This is a genomic window from Gilliamella sp. BG1 (assembly GCF_046635625.1).
In the GTDB taxonomy this organism is placed as follows: Bacteria; Pseudomonadota; Gammaproteobacteria; order Enterobacterales; family Orbaceae; genus Gilliamella; species Gilliamella bombi.
Genome location: NZ_JBIDFG010000001.1, coordinates 166,608 through 186,554, shown reverse-complemented (window position 1 = coordinate 186,554; position 19,947 = coordinate 166,608). Strand labels below are relative to the sequence as shown.

Genomic DNA, 19,947 nt, shown 5'->3' with positions numbered 1-19,947 from the left:
AATAATGGTGTAAGAATAATAGGTAATGATAAGAAAAAAATGATAGGTTGTGGCAGTGGCTTTTCAATGCCATTAAAGCTCATCATAAAAACCAATGTTAGTGCTCATTCAGCATACGGAATACCTGATAAAGGCGAGCAGATTACCCTAGCTAAAACTTATCAAATCGCACCAAAATCGCAAATTTGTTATGCTAAACCGAATTCTACTATAGTTCATCCAGAATACCAATGGATTGGAGTTGATTTAAAAACAGATGAATATTATTTTAATCGACCTGAATATGCTAATCGTCACCCTCTAGTTGGTGGTGGTTATACTCAAGATTACGTACCTAATTATGGTTTTAAAGCACAGCCAATAGTTTCATCAAACACATTCCCAACAACAGGGTTTCCTGGTGCTAAATTTCAATTAGTGATGACAGGAGCGCAAGATGATTATCATTATCAAGTGATCAATAACCCAGGAGGAGGTGTTGCAATTGATCAAAATGGTGTAGTAAAACTTAATAGTAAACCCTCAGGAACTGTTACAGTGAGGGCAACTTTAAAAAGAGATAATTCTGTCATTCATGATTACCGTTTTAACCCAACTTCTATTTGGGGGATGCCGAAAAATTTTAGAGGATCGTTTAATGCTGTACAACAGCATTGTGGAGGTTTACAAAATATGATGAGTCGAGCCCAATTAACAAACTCGCCACGATATGAAGGTCAAGGGGCAGAATTAACTGGATTGTCTAATAGCTATACTCGTGTAATAGGTGGCTCTATTTTGGGTGAATGGGGGTGGACAACTAAATCTTCTTACCCTGATTCAGAATGGCAAGAATATTATGCTCCGCCTGATTTTACCTCTAGATATTGGACATCGGATTCTTCGGTGATTGAAGGTGTACAGCTTCCATATGTTGTACATAACCATGATGGTTTTACTAGCACGTTTACAACTGAAGCTCCTTGGTTAGGTTACGCTATTTGTAAAGGATAGAAAATATTTTAAATGTGATATTATTTATTCAGTAAAGGAGCATTTATAAAATAGGATTGTTGTAATAAAATAATGGGTTATTTATATTTCATGATTAAAATAACCCACTCAAACACATAAAGGCGTTTTACCAGAAATAGCTTTATGTATAACCATATTATAAATGTGAATAAGTAGCTTAGACTTTTGTTTTCTATTTTCTGTATTGTTAAATATTTTTTATATCATGCCACATTACAATTAAAGTATGTATCATGCTTTAGGTTTTTCATTCGTTTATTGGTGGGCTGGTTTTGTAAATTTTGATTAATAAAATGGTTATCAAACGTTTTAATGAATAGATACAGCGACACTTTAATTAATTACCAAATGGTATAGAGATCTTGAATGTTTCTCACAAAATACAGCCTAAAAAGTGAATAGTCATGTAAATATTCACAAATCATGCCGAGAATTACATTGTTTATTTTAGTGCTTTATAAAATGGATGATTATTTAATGCTTCATGCAGTTTTTAGGTGTTATAAATCGAATATGTAAATGTTTGGTGTCGACCTGAAACTGTCGTCTAGCTAGGCTTTGTTATTACTTTTAGCCATCATTGATAAATCTTTAGTTTGATTTTTTATGTATGTTCATTGCTGTCGTTCCTTAAATTACGGTAAACAATGAGAGTAATTTCTACAACTAAAAATAGCATTTACTATATAATCACTTGTTTTACGTACAAAGAAAACATAAATAAAATCAATGCTCTACCTGAACGATTTTATACCTTCAAAAGGCGCTTATTTCACCAGTCAAAACCGACCAACTAATCTTATTTTACCTCACCACGAACAATTATTTACAATAAATTAACAAAAAGCTAGCCAACCATTTTTTAAATGGTTATACTTTTAACGCTATAGGAAAACAAGCTTATTAAACAAGCAAATAATTATAAAAATATAAATAAAACAAATAATTACTTGACAGGTGAACCATAATGCATTATCATTTTAGACACCAGACACCAGACACCAGCACTGGCAAACCTATGTCTTAAGTTTATCAAATAATCTTATTCGGCGAGTTTTTTCACGAAACTTATTTATACCTTCCAAATTATCTCTCAACGAATTATCGAAATTACCGCTCAAATCACCTAAAACAGCTTTGCTAGTATTAGCACTGTTATTATTGTCATCGTCATGGAATGTACAGGCGAATGGCAAAAAGTATCGAGCGGGTAATCGTAGTGATGCAATAATATTACTATCCGAACCATTACCAGCGGAGCCAGTTATGCCAGTTATTCGTTATGTAAGGCCGAATCTATATCAGGGTAAGGGAAAATACGCAGGCCCTGCTAACATATGGAATCCTAAGAAGGGCTTTTTAGTTCAATCAACCAATCCAGGATCATATAACCTCAATTTCCCAACTACAGGTGCGGATAATTTATATTTTGATTTACTCATTACAGGAATAGATGTAAGAGAATTGACATGGGCACCTGTCAGGCATGAGGGAATTACTGCAAGCGTGATAAATGTTGTACCTAATGATGGCTGGATTCCTTATGAAGATAGGGGACAAGTTGTAGCACGTGTTAGGCTAACAGGTCCAGAGGCAAGAAATCAAAGGTTCAGACCTGGCCGAATAGTTAGGCCAAGGTTACCGCAGACGTTTGAGTTAGTGGGTAGAGATAAAGATGGTTATGAGTTAGTAAAATATGGATTTGAGTTGAGGAAGTGGTTCGTCAATCGGGTTGTACTTGAATATTATAATGAACAGTCCGCATGGTGTAGTGGTTTGGGTTATCACATGCCGAGGGCAAGTGATTTAACCAATGCGAAGTGTGGTGTAAGAGGAGATCATTTTTTCAGATGTTTTAAAAGAAAAAATGTCATATTGAACGATGGCGCCAAGCCATCGTCAGGACATGGGGAATACCAACGTCGAATAGGCGCTGGATTTTTCACGGAGTGGGGCAGCATGAGCAACTACGCTGATGCGGGTTTCATCGACAACAGCTACTGGTTAAGTGGCAGCCGATCAGGTGAAAGTATGATGTACGCTGTTAGCTCGAACAAAGGCTACGTCTATAGGCGCATTGATAACTTCGGCGGTAACTATGGTCTTTGCTTAAGTGGTGGTTAATTAATCCTTATAGCGCAGAAGGTGGTTATGGTGTCTGAAAGAACAATATAAAAAAGAATAAAGCTCTGGCGCAAGTTAGGGCAAACCCCTTAGGGTTGCGCAGTTGTGGCAAAGCCACAAAACTGCGCCGCCCCTACCGCCACCGACGCTGAAACCACCGCACCAATCTATTTTATTCACCAAAACAAAAAGAAATTATTTTTCACTAAAAATCAGTCAGAAAAGATGATGATTTTATTAAAGTTTTCTTAACTGTTTTTTTACCTAAAAACACTCCACACACACTGGCAATAAGGCCACAAAACCTTTATACTATATAACAGTTTTTAGTATGACAAATGGCATACTAATATAATTCGTTCTTTAACATCATCAATTGGAATAAATTTATGCATCCGATGCTGAATATTGCTATTCGTGCTGCTCGTAAAGCAGGTAATGTAGCCATCAAGGCTTATGAAAACCCTAGTTCAATCGAAATCGAAACCAAAGGCGCTAATGATTTTGCCACTAATACCGATCGTGCGGCTGAAGCTTTGATTATTGAAACAATTAAAAAAGCTTATCCTGACCATACTATCATTGCCGAAGAAAGCGGCTTAGCTAAAGGTAATGATGCCGATACTCAGTGGATAATTGACCCAATTGATGGTACGACCAATTTTATTAAAAATATCCCTCATTTTGCAGTGTCTATCGCAGCTCGGGTTAAAGGTAAAACCGAAATTGCTGTTGTTTATAATCCAATGAGTAATGAGCTGTTTACTGCTGCTCGTGGTAAAGGCGCTCAACTTAATGGTTATCGTATTCGAGTGAGTAATGCGAAAGATTTAGACGGTAGCGTGCTAGCAATGGCTTTTCCGTTTAAAGCTAAACAATATAGCGATAGTTATTTTGGCGTATTACAAAAATTATTTGTTAGATGTGGCGATTTTCGTCGTACTGGTTCTGCCGCTTTAGATCTTGCCTATGTTGCTGCAGGTCGTTTAGATGGCTTTTTTGAAATTGGCTTAAAACCATGGGATATTGCTGGCGGTGAGTTGATTTTGCGTGAAGCTGGTGGCGTTATTACCGATTTTGCAGGTGGTAATAATTATATGGTTTCGGGCAATGTTGTTGCGGGTAATCCTAGAATTGTTAAGGATTTATTAGTTTCTACTCAAAACGAGTGGCCCGAAAAATTACGTAACTAACGTTATCTTTTTTATTTCCTCTTATTTTGATCGCAAGTTAAATTCTTGCGATCTGTCTAGTATTTTTCTGCATTGTTATCAATTTTGAGTATATACTAATCAATAATCGTATAAAAATTAAGGCTGCATTTTATGAAGACAATACAATATCATCTTAATATTGAAGGAATGAGTTGTGCCTCTTGTGTTAGTCGTGTAGAAAAAGCAATTAAAAAAGTTGATGGTGTGATTGATGTCAGTGTTAATCTGGCTACTGAGAAAGCAACTATTAATGCAGATCCCCATGTTAAACTTGAAGCATTAATGTCTGCAGTTGATAAAGCGGGCTATCGTGCTATTAAAATTTCAGATCAACAATCAGGTGCAAAGAAAGTTAACAAACAAGCATCTATTTGGCCGATTGTGATTTCTGTTATTTTAGCCATTCCTTTTGTGTTACCTATGTTATTAGAACCTTTTGGGTTTCATTTGATGATGCCAGCTTGGTTACAACTGGTTATTGCATCTATTGTGCAATTTGGACTTGGTGCTAAATTTTATCGAAGCGGTTTTAATGCGGCTAAAGCGTTGTCGGGTAATATGGATTTATTAGTGGCCATTGGTACTAGTGCGGCATATGGGTTATCAGTTTATCAGCTTATCATGGGTAATGATGAGCACCTTTATTTTGAATCTTCAGTTATTATTATTACCTTAATTTTGCTTGGTAAGTGGTTAGAATCAAGAGCTAAACATCAAACAACACAAGCAATTGAAGCCCTGTCTGCGCTACGCCCTGATGTTGCTTTAGTAAGGCGTGATAATCAAGAAATAAGTTTACCCATTAACCAAGTTAAAGTGGATGATATTGTTATTATTAAGCCTGGAGAGCGTATTCCAGTTGATGGCGTTGTGATTGAAGGTGTATCTAGTAGTGATGAATCAATGCTAACCGGTGAGAGTTTTCCTGTAAATAAAACCGTTAATGATGTTGTTACTGGCGGTACAATTAATGGCGAAGGGTTACTTATCGTTAAAGCTACAGCGATTCAAGCGGATTCTACTTTATCTAAAATCATTGAAATGGTTGAATCTGCTCAGGCTAAAAAAGCACCAATCCAACGAGTCGTTGATCGCATCAGCGCTATTTTTGTGCCAGTGATTTTATTGATTGCACTTGTTACGTTATTGGCTTGGGGGGTGATATCGCATGATTGGCAACAAGCATTACTCCATGCGGTGGCTGTGCTAGTGATTGCTTGCCCTTGTGCATTAGGCTTGGCAACACCAACAGCAATTATGGTTGGTACAGGAGTGGCTGCTCGTCATGGTATTTTAATTAAAGATGCCGAGGCATTAGAAACACTGCATAATATTAATATGGTTGCATTTGATAAAACAGGCACATTAACCATTGGTAAACCAGAATTAGTTGAAATGGATGTTATGGGTAGTGAGACGCCCGATCAAATTTTATCGCTCGCAGCATCGTTACAAGCAGGTAGTGAGCATCCACTTGCTAAAGCTATTTTAAGTAAAGCTAAAGAGTATCATTATGCTCAAAATATTACTTCGGTAGCTGGTTCAGGAGTGATGGCAACCGTTGATAATACGCAGTATTATTTAGGTAGTTTGCGTTGGATGAAATCTTTAAATGCCTATTTTGTTGGTATGGACGATAAAATTAATCAGTTATCGAGTAAAGGTTATACCATTTCATTTTTAGCGAAACAGCAATCAGAAGGTAATGTGGTGATATTAGCACTCTTGGGTTTTGCTGATGTAATAAAGGGGGAAGCCGAAAAAGCTATTCAAGCATTACATCAGTTAAATGTAAAAACCGTTATGTTAACTGGTGATAACCAGAAAGCAGCTAATTATGTAGGGCAGCAGTTAAGCTTAGATAAGGTTATTGCTGAAGTATTACCGCAAGATAAAGCAAACTATATTTATCAACTACAAAAAAGTGAAGATATAACTGGTAATAAAACAGTGGCAATGGTAGGAGATGGTATTAATGATGCTCCAGCCTTGGCGGCTGCCGATATTGGTATTGCTATGGGCACAGGCACCGATGTGGCTATGCATGCAGCAAGTATTACTCTAATGCGTGGTAATCTGTTTTTGATTGCTGATGCGATTGATATTTCGCGCCGAACCTATAATAAAATTAAACAAAATTTATTTTGGGCATTTTTCTATAATTTAATTGGTATTCCGCTAGCGGCATTGGGATTTTTAAATCCAATGATAGCTGGTGCCGCTATGGCGTTAAGTAGTGTTAGCGTTGTAACCAATGCACTTTTACTTAAACGTTGGAAGGCAAAATCAGAAAACCAATAGTATAAGATTTTTGTTTTGAATTAAGGAGGCTCTAAGCCTCCTTTATATTGATTAGAAGACAAATTAACTTAATTCATTCTACAAATAAGCGTACATTCTTGTTAAAAAGTTTCAGGTAACATGGTGTTTGAGTATAAAACTTATCAAAAAAAGTACGTCCAATATTGTTAAATAGTAATAATAAACAAGATAAATATGCCTTATTTTGTTTACTGAATTATTTTAGGGTGGTATCGATCTAATAGCATGTTATTGAATTTATTTTCTGGGTCTAATTGTGCTTTAAGTTTAAAAAAGCGATCTGCTTGTGGGTATGCGCGCTGAAATTGTTCACCAGTTGCATGTAATTGATACGGTAAATAATAACTTCCACCCTTTGCTAATACTGCATCGATTAATTCTCGTGTCCAGATTCCTACTTTCTTTTTGCTTTGTTCATCAGTATCTTGTTGATAATAAATAACAAAAGCAAACACTTCGGTTTTAGCCCATGCTAGTAATGAACCGCTATCAGGATTTGCATGACGAATCGAAATATTAATTACATTAGCCTGATGTTTTTTTAGGATAGCAATTAATTCAGGATAAAAATCCTCAAACCGCTCTATGGGGATAAAATACTCCTGTAGAGCAAAACTTTTATTTTTGCTTTTAATTGGCTGTAAATTCGACACATCATAACTGGCTTCATAATTACGCCACATTACTGGTTGTTTTGTATAATCTATATCATCATACAATTTACGTAAATGCTTGCCTAAATTTGATGAGGCGACAATTTTTATTTTTTGTTCCTGTTCAAACGAATATTGGTCGATTGGACGTAATCTGTCCAAAATAGTCAATGGTTCTTGTGTTTCTTTAAAAGTGACAGCACGAACTTCTTCAAAATCAGGTGGGTAAATTACCGAGTTATGGAATATGGCACTTTTGTCAGAACGAATCTGTTGCATAAAATATGGGTAATACTTGGCAATTGGCATAACATCGCTAATGCGTTTTACTTTAACATTATCAACAAGTCGCAAAGTGACTTCTGTAATTACGCCTAATCCACCATAACCGCCGATAGCGCCATAAAATATATCTTGATTTTCTTTTGGACTGGCTTCGACAATAGCGCCATCAGCTAGGACAATTTTGAACTTCTCAACAGATAAAATCATAGGGCCTTCTCCAATATAACGCCCATGCACATTTACACTAAGCGAACCACCAATACTAAAATTGGCATAGCTTTGCATGATTTTTACCGATAAATTGTAGGGATCAATCAATTCCTGTACTTGACGCCAAGTTGCGCCTGTTTCAATGGTTAAAATTTTCTTCTCAGGATTGAAATCAATCACATGGTTGAGTTTTTGTGTATCTATTTGAATTCCATTGTTTATTGCTGTTTGTCCACCCATGCTGTATTTGCCACCAGCTATACTAATTGGACCAGAGGTATTTTTAACTAGTTCAGAGACCTGTTGAGTCGATTCTGGTTGCATAACCGCAGATGCTTGTACTGGTGTCATACCTGTAACATCATTTACAACGACAGCTTGCGCTTTTAGTGGTAGTAGTAAGAAAAAACAACAGCTCAATAAAGTTAATTTTTTCATTATAAGTTATTATTTATTTTGGATATATTAAAAATATGATTCTATCTATACAAATTAAATAAATCAATGCTTCTATAATTTTTATGTGCTTATTTTTGAATAAAGTAGTATGGGAAAATAAACAGCAGTGGTGAACATCTTAAAAAGTGAGAAAATAAAAATGAGTCATAACTACCTTATTAATCAAAAATTCACCAAAGCAGCCTACCCACAAACAAATGGAAAGTCGAAAGAGTAACACGAACTTTGAATTGCGATGTGGCATAATCAGCAAATATTTAGCGATTCAAAAGGTAGAAAACAAAAACTTGAACGCTTTATTAATTTTTATAATATCGCTAAACCGAATAAAGTGATTTTTGGAAAAATACCTTATGAGTTTTTAGAGGATTATTTTGACCATGAAGTGCAAACAACTCGGCGTTTTTCTATATTTAAGCATTTCAATATAAAATGCAAAACAACGTGCTTTTATTGGTTATCTGATAACAAAGAATTCATCAACAAAGGTAAGGTCTAATGTTGTTAAATAGTGATAATAACCAAGATACATTTCATCTTTATAAATTTTTAAACACATTTGAAAAACGGGTTCATTATAATCTCCCGTTAAAATCACACTTAAGCTTTCATGAAAAGTAAGTGTTTGGGTCTCTTGTTTAGTATTAAGTTCTAATTCTGTGTAGTGATCATTAAGAATATGTTTTAAGTTTGTCATAGCAACTTTTTTTAATTTAGTATTGATTAATTCAATATCTGTAGATTTTAGATAATCAAATAGTAGCATTATGTTGATCACTCCTCGATATTTGTTAATCATTATATTAATGTTAATGGCTTTTGTTTATTTATCTGAGTGTACTGAAATACTGATGTAAAAAAATCAGTGTGTTACTTATCAAAATTGTTCAGGTAGAGCATTGATTTTATTTAAGTTTTTATCTTGATTTTTTTATTAAAATCCTATGGTTATAAAATTATTGCTATTTTCAGCGCAGTTGGATTTTGCTGTCTTTGGTTTTGGAAGAGACTAAAATTTTTGTTAAAAACTTTCAAGTGAATTTGTGTTTATGTAAGAAAATAATCTAGATTAACTCAAGAATGTTTAAAAATGTGGCGTTTAAGATAAATAGGTATTGCTTTATTATTTTATTGCTATAATATAGCCACTTCTTTGACGCGGGGTGGAGCAGCTTGGTAGCTCGTCGGGCTCATAACCCGAAGGTCGTTGGTTCAAATCCAGCCCCCGCAACCAATTTTAGCTAGTCCGTAACAACTCCACAGTACTCCAAACATCACACTTTATCTTTATACCATTACTATTTTTATACCATCACTATTCCGATTTTGGCACCGCTAGCAATGTAGATACTGCTTCGCTAATGCGTCTTGCTATGTAGCTATTGTTCATGGTGTATAAGTGAATGCCATCGACATCTTGCGAAACCAAATCAACAATCTGATCGATTGCATAAGCAATACCGGCATCACGAAATGCTTCTGGGTGGTGTTCGTATTTTTCCATCATTTGTTTGAATTTTTTAGGTAAATTCACCCCACACATCGATACCATACGCTCAATTTGGTTTTTATTGGTCACTGGCATGATGCCTGCTTCTATTGGAACATTAATGCCAATATCGCGAGCTTTATCTAAAAATGTATAAAAATAGTCATTATCAAAAAATAGCTGTGAAATAAGTTGATCGGTACCTGCATTGACCTTTTCTTTTAAATGGATCAGATCTTGTTTTAGTGTTGCTGCTTCAAGGTGTCCTTCGGGATAGCATGCACCAATCACGTTAAAATCACCGTTTTCTTTAATGAATGTCACCAGTTCGCTAGCGTATCGAAAATCATCTTTAGGTTGTACATTCGGGCTGATGTCACCACGCAAAGCGAGCACATTATCAATTCCTGCACATTTAAGATCGTGTAGGATTTTTTGCATTTCAGCTTTATCAAAATTGATCCCCGGCAAGTGAGCGACGCTTTCAATGCCATAAGTGTGTTTGACTGAGTGGGCAATATCAATGGTGGTTTGGCCATTTAAGCTACCACCTGCACCATAAGTGACACTGATAAAATCAGGTTTAAAATAACCAAGTTCACGCAATGTACTATAAATTGTTTCTAGAGGTGAGGTTTTTTTAGGAGGAAAAACCTCAAAGGAGAATACGGTTTTTTTATTAAATAGTAGATTTGTTTTCATTTGTTTCATCCATTGGTTATGTCACTCATTTCCTTTATTGACACTTCCGCCGCCCAAATAGGCGGCGGAAACGTAAGGCTAAACAAAGCCTGATTTGTTAATAAAAAACTCAATGACTTTGTAAAAACAGTACTTAGTTCAGTGTTTTTCTTACTTCTAAAGTGGCTTGTACTAAATGTTGTAAGCTTTCAACCACTTCTTTTTCGCCACGAGTTTTTAAACCGCAATCTGGGTTGATCCACAATTTTTGGTTATCAATCTTCGCTAGTAACTTTTCAATCGTTGCTTTGATTTCGGCTACTGGTGGTACACGTGGTGAATGGATGTCGTAAACCCCTGGTCCTACTTCAGTTTTGAAGTTGTTTGCATTAAGTACGTCAATCAACTGCAAATTAGAGCGAGAAGCCTCGAACGAAATAACATCAGCGTCCATTGCATCAATATCTTTAATAATGTCAGCAAATTCGCTATAACACATATGAGTATGAATTTGCGTATCTGCTTGCACTTTGCTATGTACCAATCTAAACGCAGGGATCGCCCAATCAAGGTATTCACTGTTCCAATCGGCTTTACGTAGTGGTAATTTTTCTTTTAATGCCGCTTCGTCAATTTGAATGATCTTAATACCCGCTGCTTCAAGATCTAATACTTCATCACCAATTGCTAATGCTATTTGGAATACCGATTCTTTTTGAGAAATATCTTCTCGTGGGAACGACCAATTTAGAATAGTCACAGGTCCTGTTAACATACCTTTAACTGGTTTGTCTGTCAGGCTTTGTGCATATTTTGAATATGCAACAGTAATCGGTTTTGAGCGTGAAATATCACCCCAAACAATTGGTGGCTTAACGCAACGAGTACCATAAGATTGCACCCATGCTTTTTCAGTAAACACAAAGCCATTTAAGCTTTCGCCAAAATATTCGACCATGTCATTACGTTCAAATTCACCATGAACTAATACATCAATACCGATCTCTTCTTGTAATTTAATACACTGCGCAATTTTTTGTTGATTAAACTCAGTATATTCGTTCAGGCAAATTTCACCTTTTTTGAATTTAGCACGATTTAAACGTACATCAGGTGTTTGTGGGAATGATCCAATAGTGGTTGTTGGTAATAGTGGCAAATTAAAGGCCTTTTTCTGCGCTGCTTCACGTACTGAAAATTCAGGTAAACGAGTAAAGTCCGAATCTTTTAATGCGGCCACTTTTTGGCGTACAGCTTGATTTGCGCCCTCACGCTCACGAGTAAATAATGTTTGGTTAGCTTTATAAGCGGCATTATTTTCAGGATTTGCATCCTTAAATAATTGACCAAGTTCAGCAAGTTCTTGTAGCTTTTCTTGTGCAAAAGCAAAATAAGCACGTTGTTGAATAGTTAATTTGGTCTCATTTTGCAATGTATAAGGAACATGCAGTAATGAACAAGAAGTATTGATTACAATATTTGCGGCTTTTTGTTTGATTTTACCAAGTAATGCTAAGGTTTTTTGGTAATTGTTTTTCCAGATATTTTTTCCATTTACCACACCAGCAAATAACACTTTATCGGCAGGGAAACCATTGTTTTCAAGTAAAGCTAATGATTGTTTACCTTCAACAAAATCAAGACCAATACCATCAAAAGGTAAAGCGACAAGTTCTTTATAACAATCACGTACATCACCAAAATAAGTTTGTAAAACAATCTTAGTTTGTCCTTTTACCGATAAAATCGCTTGATAAAGTTCGGTAAATAAAGCGATATCGTCTTTATTTAGGTCAGTGACTAAAATAGGTTCATCAATTTGGATCCACTCAGCACCAAGCGTTGTGAATTTTTGGATGATGTCTTGATAAGCTTTAATAATATCGGCTTTAAAATCAACAAGCTGTTTTTTACCTAAATACTGCGCTAATTTAAAAAAGGTTAATGCACCAATCACAACCGGCTTGGTTTGCACACCTAACGCTTTAGCTTCTTGATATTCGTCAAAAGGTTTAGTGCCTGTTAACTTAATTTGTACTGAATCTTCAATTTCAGGTACTAAATAGTGGTAATTGGTGTTAAACCATTTTTTCATAGCGAGTGCTCGCACATCGCCTTTTTCACCCTGATAACCACGTGCCATCGCAAAATAACGGTCAAGTTCAGGTAAACCTAAATCTTGGTAACGTTTTGGAATAACATTAAGTAAACACGCTGTATCTAACACCGCATCATAGAATGAAAAATCATTAGATGAAATAAAGGCAATTTTTTGAGCCGCTTGTTGTTTTAAATGCTCAGCTCGTAGCGCTTTAGCTTCGTTTAATAATTCAGCTTGTGTTTTATTACCTTTAAAATAGGCTTCTGTTGCAAATTTAAGTTCACGAAGCTTACCAACTCGAGGATATCCAATAACAGCAGTATTCATTTTTATTTCCTTTTTATCGACTTTCTTTAGTGATAAAGAAGATAACAAAAAAAACAGATATTGAATAATTCTAGTTTTTTATTGGTTAATATAGTTTTTAACTATAACCGATAAAATAAAAAATCCCACTATAGTTAAATAGTAGGATTTAGTATTAAGTGATTTAGCTTAAATTATTGACGCCACTCGCCACGAATAGGTCTTGAAAAATGAGCAAGAACGGCAATCATACAAATTTCAATTGAAACGCCCCAATAGATATGACCCAAAATTTCGCTCCAAAGTTCATAGCCATTTAAATTCCATAACCAACCAACAGTACCTTCGGCATCATAAGCAGGATGACGAAAGCCAAGTAATGGAATTAAAAAACCATGCATAGAGATAGTAATAATCGTGCCATAAACTGCGCCATACCATAGTCGGATTTTGTTGCAATAATATGCACCAGCCACATAAACAAAGGCAAAAGCAAAACTGAATAACCAGTGATAAAGCGTTACCGCACCAGAAACAGTTGCTGTTTGATAAATATAATCAAGTGAATGAGAATCAATTCCAAGCCAGCCAAGCCATGCATCAATATGTGCCGCTGGAGGCGAAATTTCACCCGGGACACGAGGAGGCATATTAACCTCGGATCCCCACTTAACTAAAGCACTAATAAAACCACCAATGATTGTTGTCCAAATAATGACTTGACGATTTGTTTTATTTCTAAACATACTGGGTTTTCCATAATTATAATAAGAAGTGTATAAATTATACTCCTGTGTAATTTGGGATAAAAGAAGAATAAGTTGGGGGAGGTGTAAAAGTTATTGGTGATGAAATGACTTTCTTGCAATTGCACTGCCCAAGTTTTCCGTGCCTTAGTAGACTCTAGAGCTTTTTTATGATTTCCTCCTGAAGCTGAGCTTTTAAACTGAGCTGGGCAAACATCTGTTTAAGTTTACGGTTTTCGGCTTCAAGCTCCTTTAAGCGTTTGATGTCTGAAGTTTCCATTCCGCCGTATTTTTCCCGTCATTTATAGAAAGTTGAATTCTCCATGCCATATTCACGGCAAAGTTCTTTAACGGGAATACCAGCTTCAGCTTCTTTTAAAATAGCTACGATTTGATGTTCAGTCATTTTTCTCATATTTAAATCCTCTTTTACTTTTATCATAGAGAATTTTCTATTTTTTTGCTGTACTATTTTAGGGGATAGTTACAGTTTTATTTAAACGATAGAGAAAAAATGGATAAATTATTTAGATATTGTTTATTGATAGTCACTCAGTTTTTGTTAATATTTTTGCCTGTGCTTGCTGTTTATTCTTTCATTAAGGCTCGTAAACAAAATATTAAAACTAGAGATAATTTACAACATATTAGTCAACATTATTTTCTTACTTCTTTGTTTCATCGATGGAATAAAAAGAATTGTATAATGATTCATGCAATATCTTTAGGAGAAGTTGATGCAGCAATTAATTTAATTAATTCATTTGAACCAGAATCAAATGAAAATATTATATTAACAGTAACATCTATTCAGGCTTATAAAAAACTACATAAGAATAAACTGAATTTGAAAATATTATATTTTCCTTTTGATTCATTAATTCATCAAACTTTGTTTCTTAGTCACTTTCATATCAAAAAAGCAATAATTATTGAGCATGATTTTTGGCCAAACTTTCTTGCAGTAATGAATATGCTAAAGCGAGAGGTGATACTTTTAAATGGTCATATTTCAGATAAAACAATACAACGTCTTAGTAACAGGTATTATAGAGAGTTAATGTTTTCGCCAATTAAAAATGCTTATGTACAAACAGATGACCTTAGAACAAAACTGCTACATATAATGCCAGATATTAATGTGTCGGTTGTGCCTAGCTACAAACTTCCCTTAAATATTCGCGTTAATGGTGTTGAAAATATCACTTCCGAAAGGAAAGTAATAGCAATTTCTAATTTTCATCCCAATGAACTTAATACTGTTAATGTTCTTTTATCTAAATTAATTCATCTTGATTATAAAATAATACTTGTGCCCAGACATATTAATTTTTTTGATGATTTTATTCAGGTGATTAAAAAGCAATATAATAATCAAGTAGAGGTTATATCGGAATGTAACGATATTGAAAATATATTGTCAGATATTGTTTTTGTAAAAAGTTATGGGGTTTTGAATCGCATTTATTCTATGTCACACGCATCGATTGTATTTGGTTCTTTTGACTCCTCTTTAAAAGGACATAGTTTATTTGAACCACTTCTTTATGGTGCTATGGTTTATTACGGCCCCCATTTTTCTTCTCAGAAATATATGGATGAACTATTACATTCTTTTATACCAGATATACAACATGACATAAATAGTATTTTTCAGCAGATAGAAAGTCTGACGACTCAAGATAGACTTCGTATTTATAATAGTTTTGTTAAGACCGTAGAACGAGAGGCAGTTATATTAATTAATCATTTTAGGGAGATAGAAAAATGGATAAGAAGCTAGATAATTTAAGTAGTAGTTTGATTTTTGATGCTCATAAACGTTTAGGACTAAGTGTAAGAGTTCTAAGTTATACATTGAATCCTATTGTTAAGAAAAAATATTTAGTAATAGATACAATCTGATGTTCAGTCATTTTTTTCATATTTAAATCCTCTGTGGGTTAATAAAGAGAATTTTCTACTCTTTTACTGTACTATTTTAGGGGATAGTTACAATATGATCGTTTAAAAAGAGGAATGTACATAAACCGTGTACAAAAATCGAGATACATTTCTTTGTCCTTAAAGCCCATTTAACTTTAATAATTTATTGACTATTTAAATCAAAATTCAATAAATGATAGTAATTTTGACAAACCAAATAGTAAATAACATCAAAAAGTTGCATACCTCCTAGGTGAAATAGTTTCGATTTCATATAAATAGCGCTTGTAGATATCCCCAAAACATTTCAAAAAACAAAAACACCAACCTGTATTTATTTACAGTGTTTTTACTGCTATACTGCTAACATTACAACTAGCCTTATGTATTAATTTATTATGATAACTCAACTAACTATTAATAATTTTGCTATCGTCGATCGGTTGCTTGTGGATTTTTCTTTGGGGATGACTGCTATTACGGGTGAAACAGGAGCAGGGAAGTCGATTGCTATTGATGCATTGGGATTATGTTTAGGAAATCGTTCTGATGCTTCATCTATTCGGCATGGGGCTGATCGTGTTGATATTTCGGCTTGTTTTGTGCTTGATGATACGCCAGCGGCTTTTAATTGGTTACGCGAAAACCAACTTGATGAGGGCAATGAGTGCATTTTGCGCCGAGTGATTAATCAAGATGGGCGTTCTAAAGCGTTTATTAATGGTCGAGCTGTTCCTATTTCGCAATTAAAAGATTTGGGGCAAATGTTGATTCAAATTCATGGGCAACATGAGCATCAACGCCTGTTACGCAGTGATTATCAGCAGTTGTTGTTAAATCATTATATGAATGAATCAACACTACTTGCTCAAATGCATCAAGCCTATAAGCAATGGAAAGAGGCAACACGGGCTTACCAACAATACGAAACAACAAGGCAAGAGCGTGATGCGCATATGCAGCTTTTGCAATATCAATTAAAAGAACTTAATGAATTTTCGCCCATTGAAGGGGAGTTTCAACAAATTGATGAAGAGTACAAACGGTTATCTAATAGCGAACAGTTAATTAATCTAAGCCAGCAATCTGTCATGTTGTTAGACGAGGCAGACGACTATAACGTTAGTAATTTACTAAGCAGTGTGAAAAATAGTGTTCAAGAACTAACCACGCTCGATCCAGCGTTAAATAACGTTTATAACATGTTGGAAGAGGCATCTATTCAAATTAAAGAAGCAAGCGATGAGCTTCGTCATTATAGTGAACGTTTAGAACTTGATCCTGCTCGAGTCATGCAACTAGAACAACGGTTATCTAAACAGATTGCTTTGGCGCGTAAACATCATGTCTTGCCCGAAGAATTGCCAGATTTACATCAAACTTTGTTAGCTGAATTTAAACAAATTAATCAGCAAGATGAACAAAGTGAACAACTTAAAAATGATATTACTAAATACCATCAAATCGCTGTCGAAATTGCCACAAAATTGCATCAAAAAAGATTAACAATAAGCAAAACACTAGCAAAAAAAGTGACCACTATCATGCATGACTTATCAATGCCAAATGGTCAATTTAGTATCGATATTGCTTTTGACGAAAATCGATTAAATGAAGATGGTGCTGATCAAGTCACTTTTTTAGTTAGTACTAATGTAGGACAAAGCCCCCAACCACTGGCTAAAGTTGCTTCGGGTGGTGAGTTGTCGCGTATTGCTTTGGCAATTCAGGTGTTAACTGCTCAAAAAATGGATACGCCAGCTCTAATCTTTGATGAAATCGATGTTGGGATCAGCGGTCCAACCGCCGCAAAAGTGGGGCAACTATTAAGGCAGCTTGGACAATCAACTCAAGTAATTACCGTTACTCATTTACCACAAGTTGCAGGACAAGCTAATCAACACTATTTTGTTAGTAAACAAACTAATGGTAAAAAAACCACTACAGATATGCAAAAATTAAACGAAAATGGGCGGTTAAACGAGTTAGCGAGATTATTAGGCGGCGATAAAATTACAGACGCAACATTAGCCAATGCGAAAGAGCTACTTATTATCTAACTTAATTGTGGTAATATAACGCTTTCATTTTTGGTGTGAAGGATGCATGATCATGAGTCTATCGGGTAAACGTATTTTGTTAGGGATTACTGGTGGGATTGCCGCTTATAAATGTCCTGAACTTGTCCGCCATTTAAAAAAATCTGGCGCGCAAGTGCATGTAGTTTTGACTGATTCTGCTAGCCATTTTGTCACTAAAATGACGCTTCAAGCTGTTTCTGGCAATCAGGTTTCTAGCGATCTCTTTGATCCATCGGCCGAGCTTTCTATGAGTCATATTGAACTTGCCAAATGGGCTGATTTAGTATTAATTGCGCCTGCAACCGCCAATATTATTGCTAAAACGGCAAATGGTATTGCCGATGATTTGTTATCAACAATTTGTTTAGCAACATCTTCGCCAATTGCCATTGCTCCGGCGATGAATCAACAAATGTATAAAGCCGCCGCAACTCAACATAATTTATCTGTATTAGCGTCAAGAAATACCTTAATTTTAGGTCCAGACAGTGGTTTTCAAGCCTGCGGTGATGTTGGACCAGGACGTATGCTTGAGCCGCTCACTATTGTTGAAGAAATAACCCACTATTTTAAATCAACCTCAGTGCTTTCAGATATATCAATTACCATTACGGCAGGACCAACAATCGAAGAAATCGATCCAGTTCGCTATATTAGTAATTACAGTTCAGGAAAAATGGGATTTGCAATTGCAAACGCCGCTGCTCAAATGGGTGCCAATGTCACATTAATTAGTGGACCGGTTCATTTACATACGCCGAATAATGTCAACCGAATTGACGTTAAAAGCGCTAAACAGATGTACGATGAAGCAATGAATCACGCTAAAAAATCAAATATTTTTATTTCTTGTGCCGCTGTTGCCGATTATCATGCTAAAACAATTGCGACACAAAAAATAAAAAAAACGGGCGATAACGATGAACTTGTGATTGAATTAGTTAAAAATCCCGATATTGTAGCTAGTGTCGCAGCACTAAAAACACATCGTCCTTTTGTGGTAGGGTTTGCCGCTGAAACTAATGATGTTAAAACTTATGCACTAAAAAAATTAACCGCAAAAAATTTAGATTTAATTTGTGCTAATGATGTTTCCGATAAAGCCATTGGCTTTAATTCCGATCAAAATGCATTAACACTGTATTGGCAAAATGGTGAGCAAACGTTACCATTAAGCAGTAAAAACCAATTAGCAACACAGTTACTTCAAACTGTTATAACACGATATAAAGCGAGTCATGATGAAAAGAAAAATTGATATAAAAGTATTAGACAAACGTTTAGGTAACGAATTTCCTCTGCCTACTTATGCAACTGAAGGATCTGCAGGCATTGATTTAAGAGCAATGTTTGATAAAACAACCGAAATAAAACCAGGAGAAACTATCCTAACCCCGACTGGTTTATCAATGCATATTGCTGATCCTAGTTTAGCGGCATTAGTGTTACCGCGTTCAGGGCTTGGTTCAAAAAATGGTATTGTACTTGGTAATTTGGTGGGTTTGATTGATTCAGATTATCAAGGACAACTATTTGTTCCTGTTTGGAATCGAAGCCAAACTCCTTTTGTGATTGAAGCAGGCGATCGAATTGCCCAACTAATCATTGTTCCGGTTGTACAAGCCGAATTTAACATTGTTGATGAATTTGTTGAATCAGCACGAGGCGAAGGTGGTTTTGGACATTCGGGTAAAAAATGATCGTGAGTAGCAAAAATAGAAATCGCAAAGAAGATATCTTACAAGCATTGGCAAAAATGCTTGAATCTAATGAAGGCACTCAAAGAATAACTACGGCCAAATTAGCTGCAACAGTAGGTGTTTCTGAAGCAGCTTTATATCGACATTTTCCGAGTAAAACAAAAATGTTTGAAAGTTTAATTGTCTATATTGAAGATATTTTGTTATCCCGTATAAATGTGATCATGCATGAAGAGCCAAATACATTTACTCGGTTACAACTTATTCTTGCTTTGATATTAGGGTTTTCTGAAAAGAACCCAGGATTAACCAGAATTATGACTGGGCACGCATTAATGTTTGAGCAAGATCAGTTACAAGAACGTATTAGCCAGCTATTTGAACGAATTGAAACTCAAATTAAACAAGTTTTACGCGAGCGAAAAATTCGTGAAGGTGTTGCCTTCATAACTGATGAACGCATTTTATCTAGCCAATTATTAGCTTTTTGCGAGGGCATGATGGCACGTTATTCTCGTTCAGGTTTTAAATATCTACCAACAACTAATTTTGATACACGTTGGTCTTTATTAATCAAACAACTTGTTTAGCCAATTGCGAATTAAAATACTTTAACAAAAATTTCTATTACCCATT

Annotated in this window: 15 protein-coding genes, 1 tRNA gene and 1 pseudogene; 11 read left to right on the top strand and 6 right to left on the bottom strand. The window is 35.2% G+C overall.

What is annotated here, in order from left to right; translation table 11 throughout:
* From ACGH80_RS00785 to ACGH80_RS00765, 5 genes are all read left to right on the top strand, one after another.
* The coding region (locus tag ACGH80_RS00785; protein WP_411630391.1) for a hypothetical protein at positions 1-993 on the top strand (993 nt) is incomplete at its 5' end.
* A gap of 1,182 nt (positions 994-2,175) precedes the next feature.
* Positions 2,176-3,138, top strand: coding sequence for a hypothetical protein (locus tag ACGH80_RS00780; RefSeq protein ID WP_174798822.1), 963 nt, complete (start codon positions 2,176-2,178; stop codon positions 3,136-3,138).
* A 105-nt stretch (positions 3,139-3,243) separates the two neighbouring features.
* Positions 3,244-3,390, top strand: a complete 147-nt coding sequence (locus ACGH80_RS00775) for a hypothetical protein (RefSeq protein WP_167370059.1) — start codon at positions 3,244-3,246, stop codon at positions 3,388-3,390.
* A 137-nt stretch (positions 3,391-3,527) separates the two neighbouring features.
* The gene (gene suhB, locus ACGH80_RS00770) at positions 3,528-4,331 is read left to right on the top strand and encodes an inositol-1-monophosphatase (RefSeq protein WP_065590228.1); all 804 of its coding nucleotides are present in this window, start codon (positions 3,528-3,530) and stop codon (positions 4,329-4,331) included.
* 132 nt (positions 4,332-4,463) lie between these two features.
* Complete coding sequence (locus ACGH80_RS00765) at positions 4,464-6,653, top strand: heavy metal translocating P-type ATPase (RefSeq protein ID WP_411630390.1); 2,190 nt, start codon at positions 4,464-4,466, stop codon at positions 6,651-6,653.
* A 209-nt stretch (positions 6,654-6,862) separates the two neighbouring features.
* Here ACGH80_RS00765 and ACGH80_RS00760 read toward each other — a convergent pair whose 3' ends face one another.
* On the bottom strand, positions 6,863-8,260 hold the full coding sequence (locus tag ACGH80_RS00760) for an FAD-binding protein (protein ID WP_411630389.1): 1,398 nt from the start codon (positions 8,258-8,260) through the stop codon (positions 6,863-6,865).
* A gap of 478 nt (positions 8,261-8,738) precedes the next feature.
* Complete coding sequence (locus tag ACGH80_RS00755; protein ID WP_065590221.1) at positions 8,739-9,047, bottom strand: hypothetical protein; 309 nt, start codon at positions 9,045-9,047, stop codon at positions 8,739-8,741.
* A gap of 391 nt (positions 9,048-9,438) precedes the next feature.
* Here ACGH80_RS00755 and ACGH80_RS00750 point away from each other — a divergent pair.
* A tRNA-Met gene (locus ACGH80_RS00750) sits at positions 9,439-9,515 on the top strand.
* 81 nt (positions 9,516-9,596) lie between these two features.
* On the opposite strand, the gene metF is transcribed toward ACGH80_RS00750, so the two are convergent.
* The 4 genes and pseudogenes from metF to ACGH80_RS00730 form a co-directional block, all read right to left on the bottom strand.
* Positions 9,597-10,472: a methylenetetrahydrofolate reductase [NAD(P)H] gene (gene metF, locus ACGH80_RS00745; protein WP_065625371.1), complete on the bottom strand. Its 876-nt coding sequence runs from the start codon at positions 10,470-10,472 to the stop codon at positions 9,597-9,599.
* A 133-nt stretch (positions 10,473-10,605) separates the two neighbouring features.
* Complete coding sequence (gene metE, locus ACGH80_RS00740) at positions 10,606-12,879, bottom strand: 5-methyltetrahydropteroyltriglutamate--homocysteine S-methyltransferase (protein WP_297225944.1); 2,274 nt, start codon at positions 12,877-12,879, stop codon at positions 10,606-10,608.
* Between the two features lie 173 nt (positions 12,880-13,052).
* Positions 13,053-13,604, bottom strand: coding sequence for a YagU family protein (locus ACGH80_RS00735; RefSeq protein WP_085164625.1), 552 nt, complete (start codon positions 13,602-13,604; stop codon positions 13,053-13,055).
* A gap of 160 nt (positions 13,605-13,764) precedes the next feature.
* A pseudogene (locus ACGH80_RS00730) lies at positions 13,765-14,019 on the bottom strand (transposase); the annotation flags it as partial.
* A gap of 99 nt (positions 14,020-14,118) precedes the next feature.
* On the opposite strand from ACGH80_RS00730, the gene ACGH80_RS00725 reads away from it, so the two are divergent.
* From ACGH80_RS00725 to slmA, 5 genes are all read left to right on the top strand, one after another.
* Entirely contained in the window at positions 14,119-15,387 is a 1,269-nt protein-coding gene (locus ACGH80_RS00725; protein WP_296317497.1) for a 3-deoxy-D-manno-octulosonic acid transferase, read from the top strand.
* A 541-nt stretch (positions 15,388-15,928) separates the two neighbouring features.
* Positions 15,929-17,590: a DNA repair protein RecN gene (gene recN, locus ACGH80_RS00720; protein WP_411630388.1), complete on the top strand. Its 1,662-nt coding sequence runs from the start codon at positions 15,929-15,931 to the stop codon at positions 17,588-17,590.
* 52 nt (positions 17,591-17,642) lie between these two features.
* A complete protein-coding gene (coaBC, locus tag ACGH80_RS00715) occupies positions 17,643-18,869 on the top strand; it encodes a bifunctional phosphopantothenoylcysteine decarboxylase/phosphopantothenate--cysteine ligase CoaBC (RefSeq protein ID WP_411630387.1) in 1,227 nt (408 codons plus the stop codon).
* The gene (gene dut / locus ACGH80_RS00710; RefSeq protein WP_034909576.1) at positions 18,853-19,311 is read left to right on the top strand and encodes a dUTP diphosphatase; all 459 of its coding nucleotides are present in this window, start codon (positions 18,853-18,855) and stop codon (positions 19,309-19,311) included. The genes coaBC and dut overlap by 17 nt, the downstream gene beginning before the upstream one ends.
* The gene (gene slmA, locus ACGH80_RS00705) at positions 19,308-19,901 is read left to right on the top strand and encodes a nucleoid occlusion factor SlmA (protein WP_034909580.1); all 594 of its coding nucleotides are present in this window, start codon (positions 19,308-19,310) and stop codon (positions 19,899-19,901) included. Before dut ends, slmA begins: the two co-directional genes overlap by 4 nt.
* Positions 19,902-19,947 lie beyond the last annotated feature (46 nt).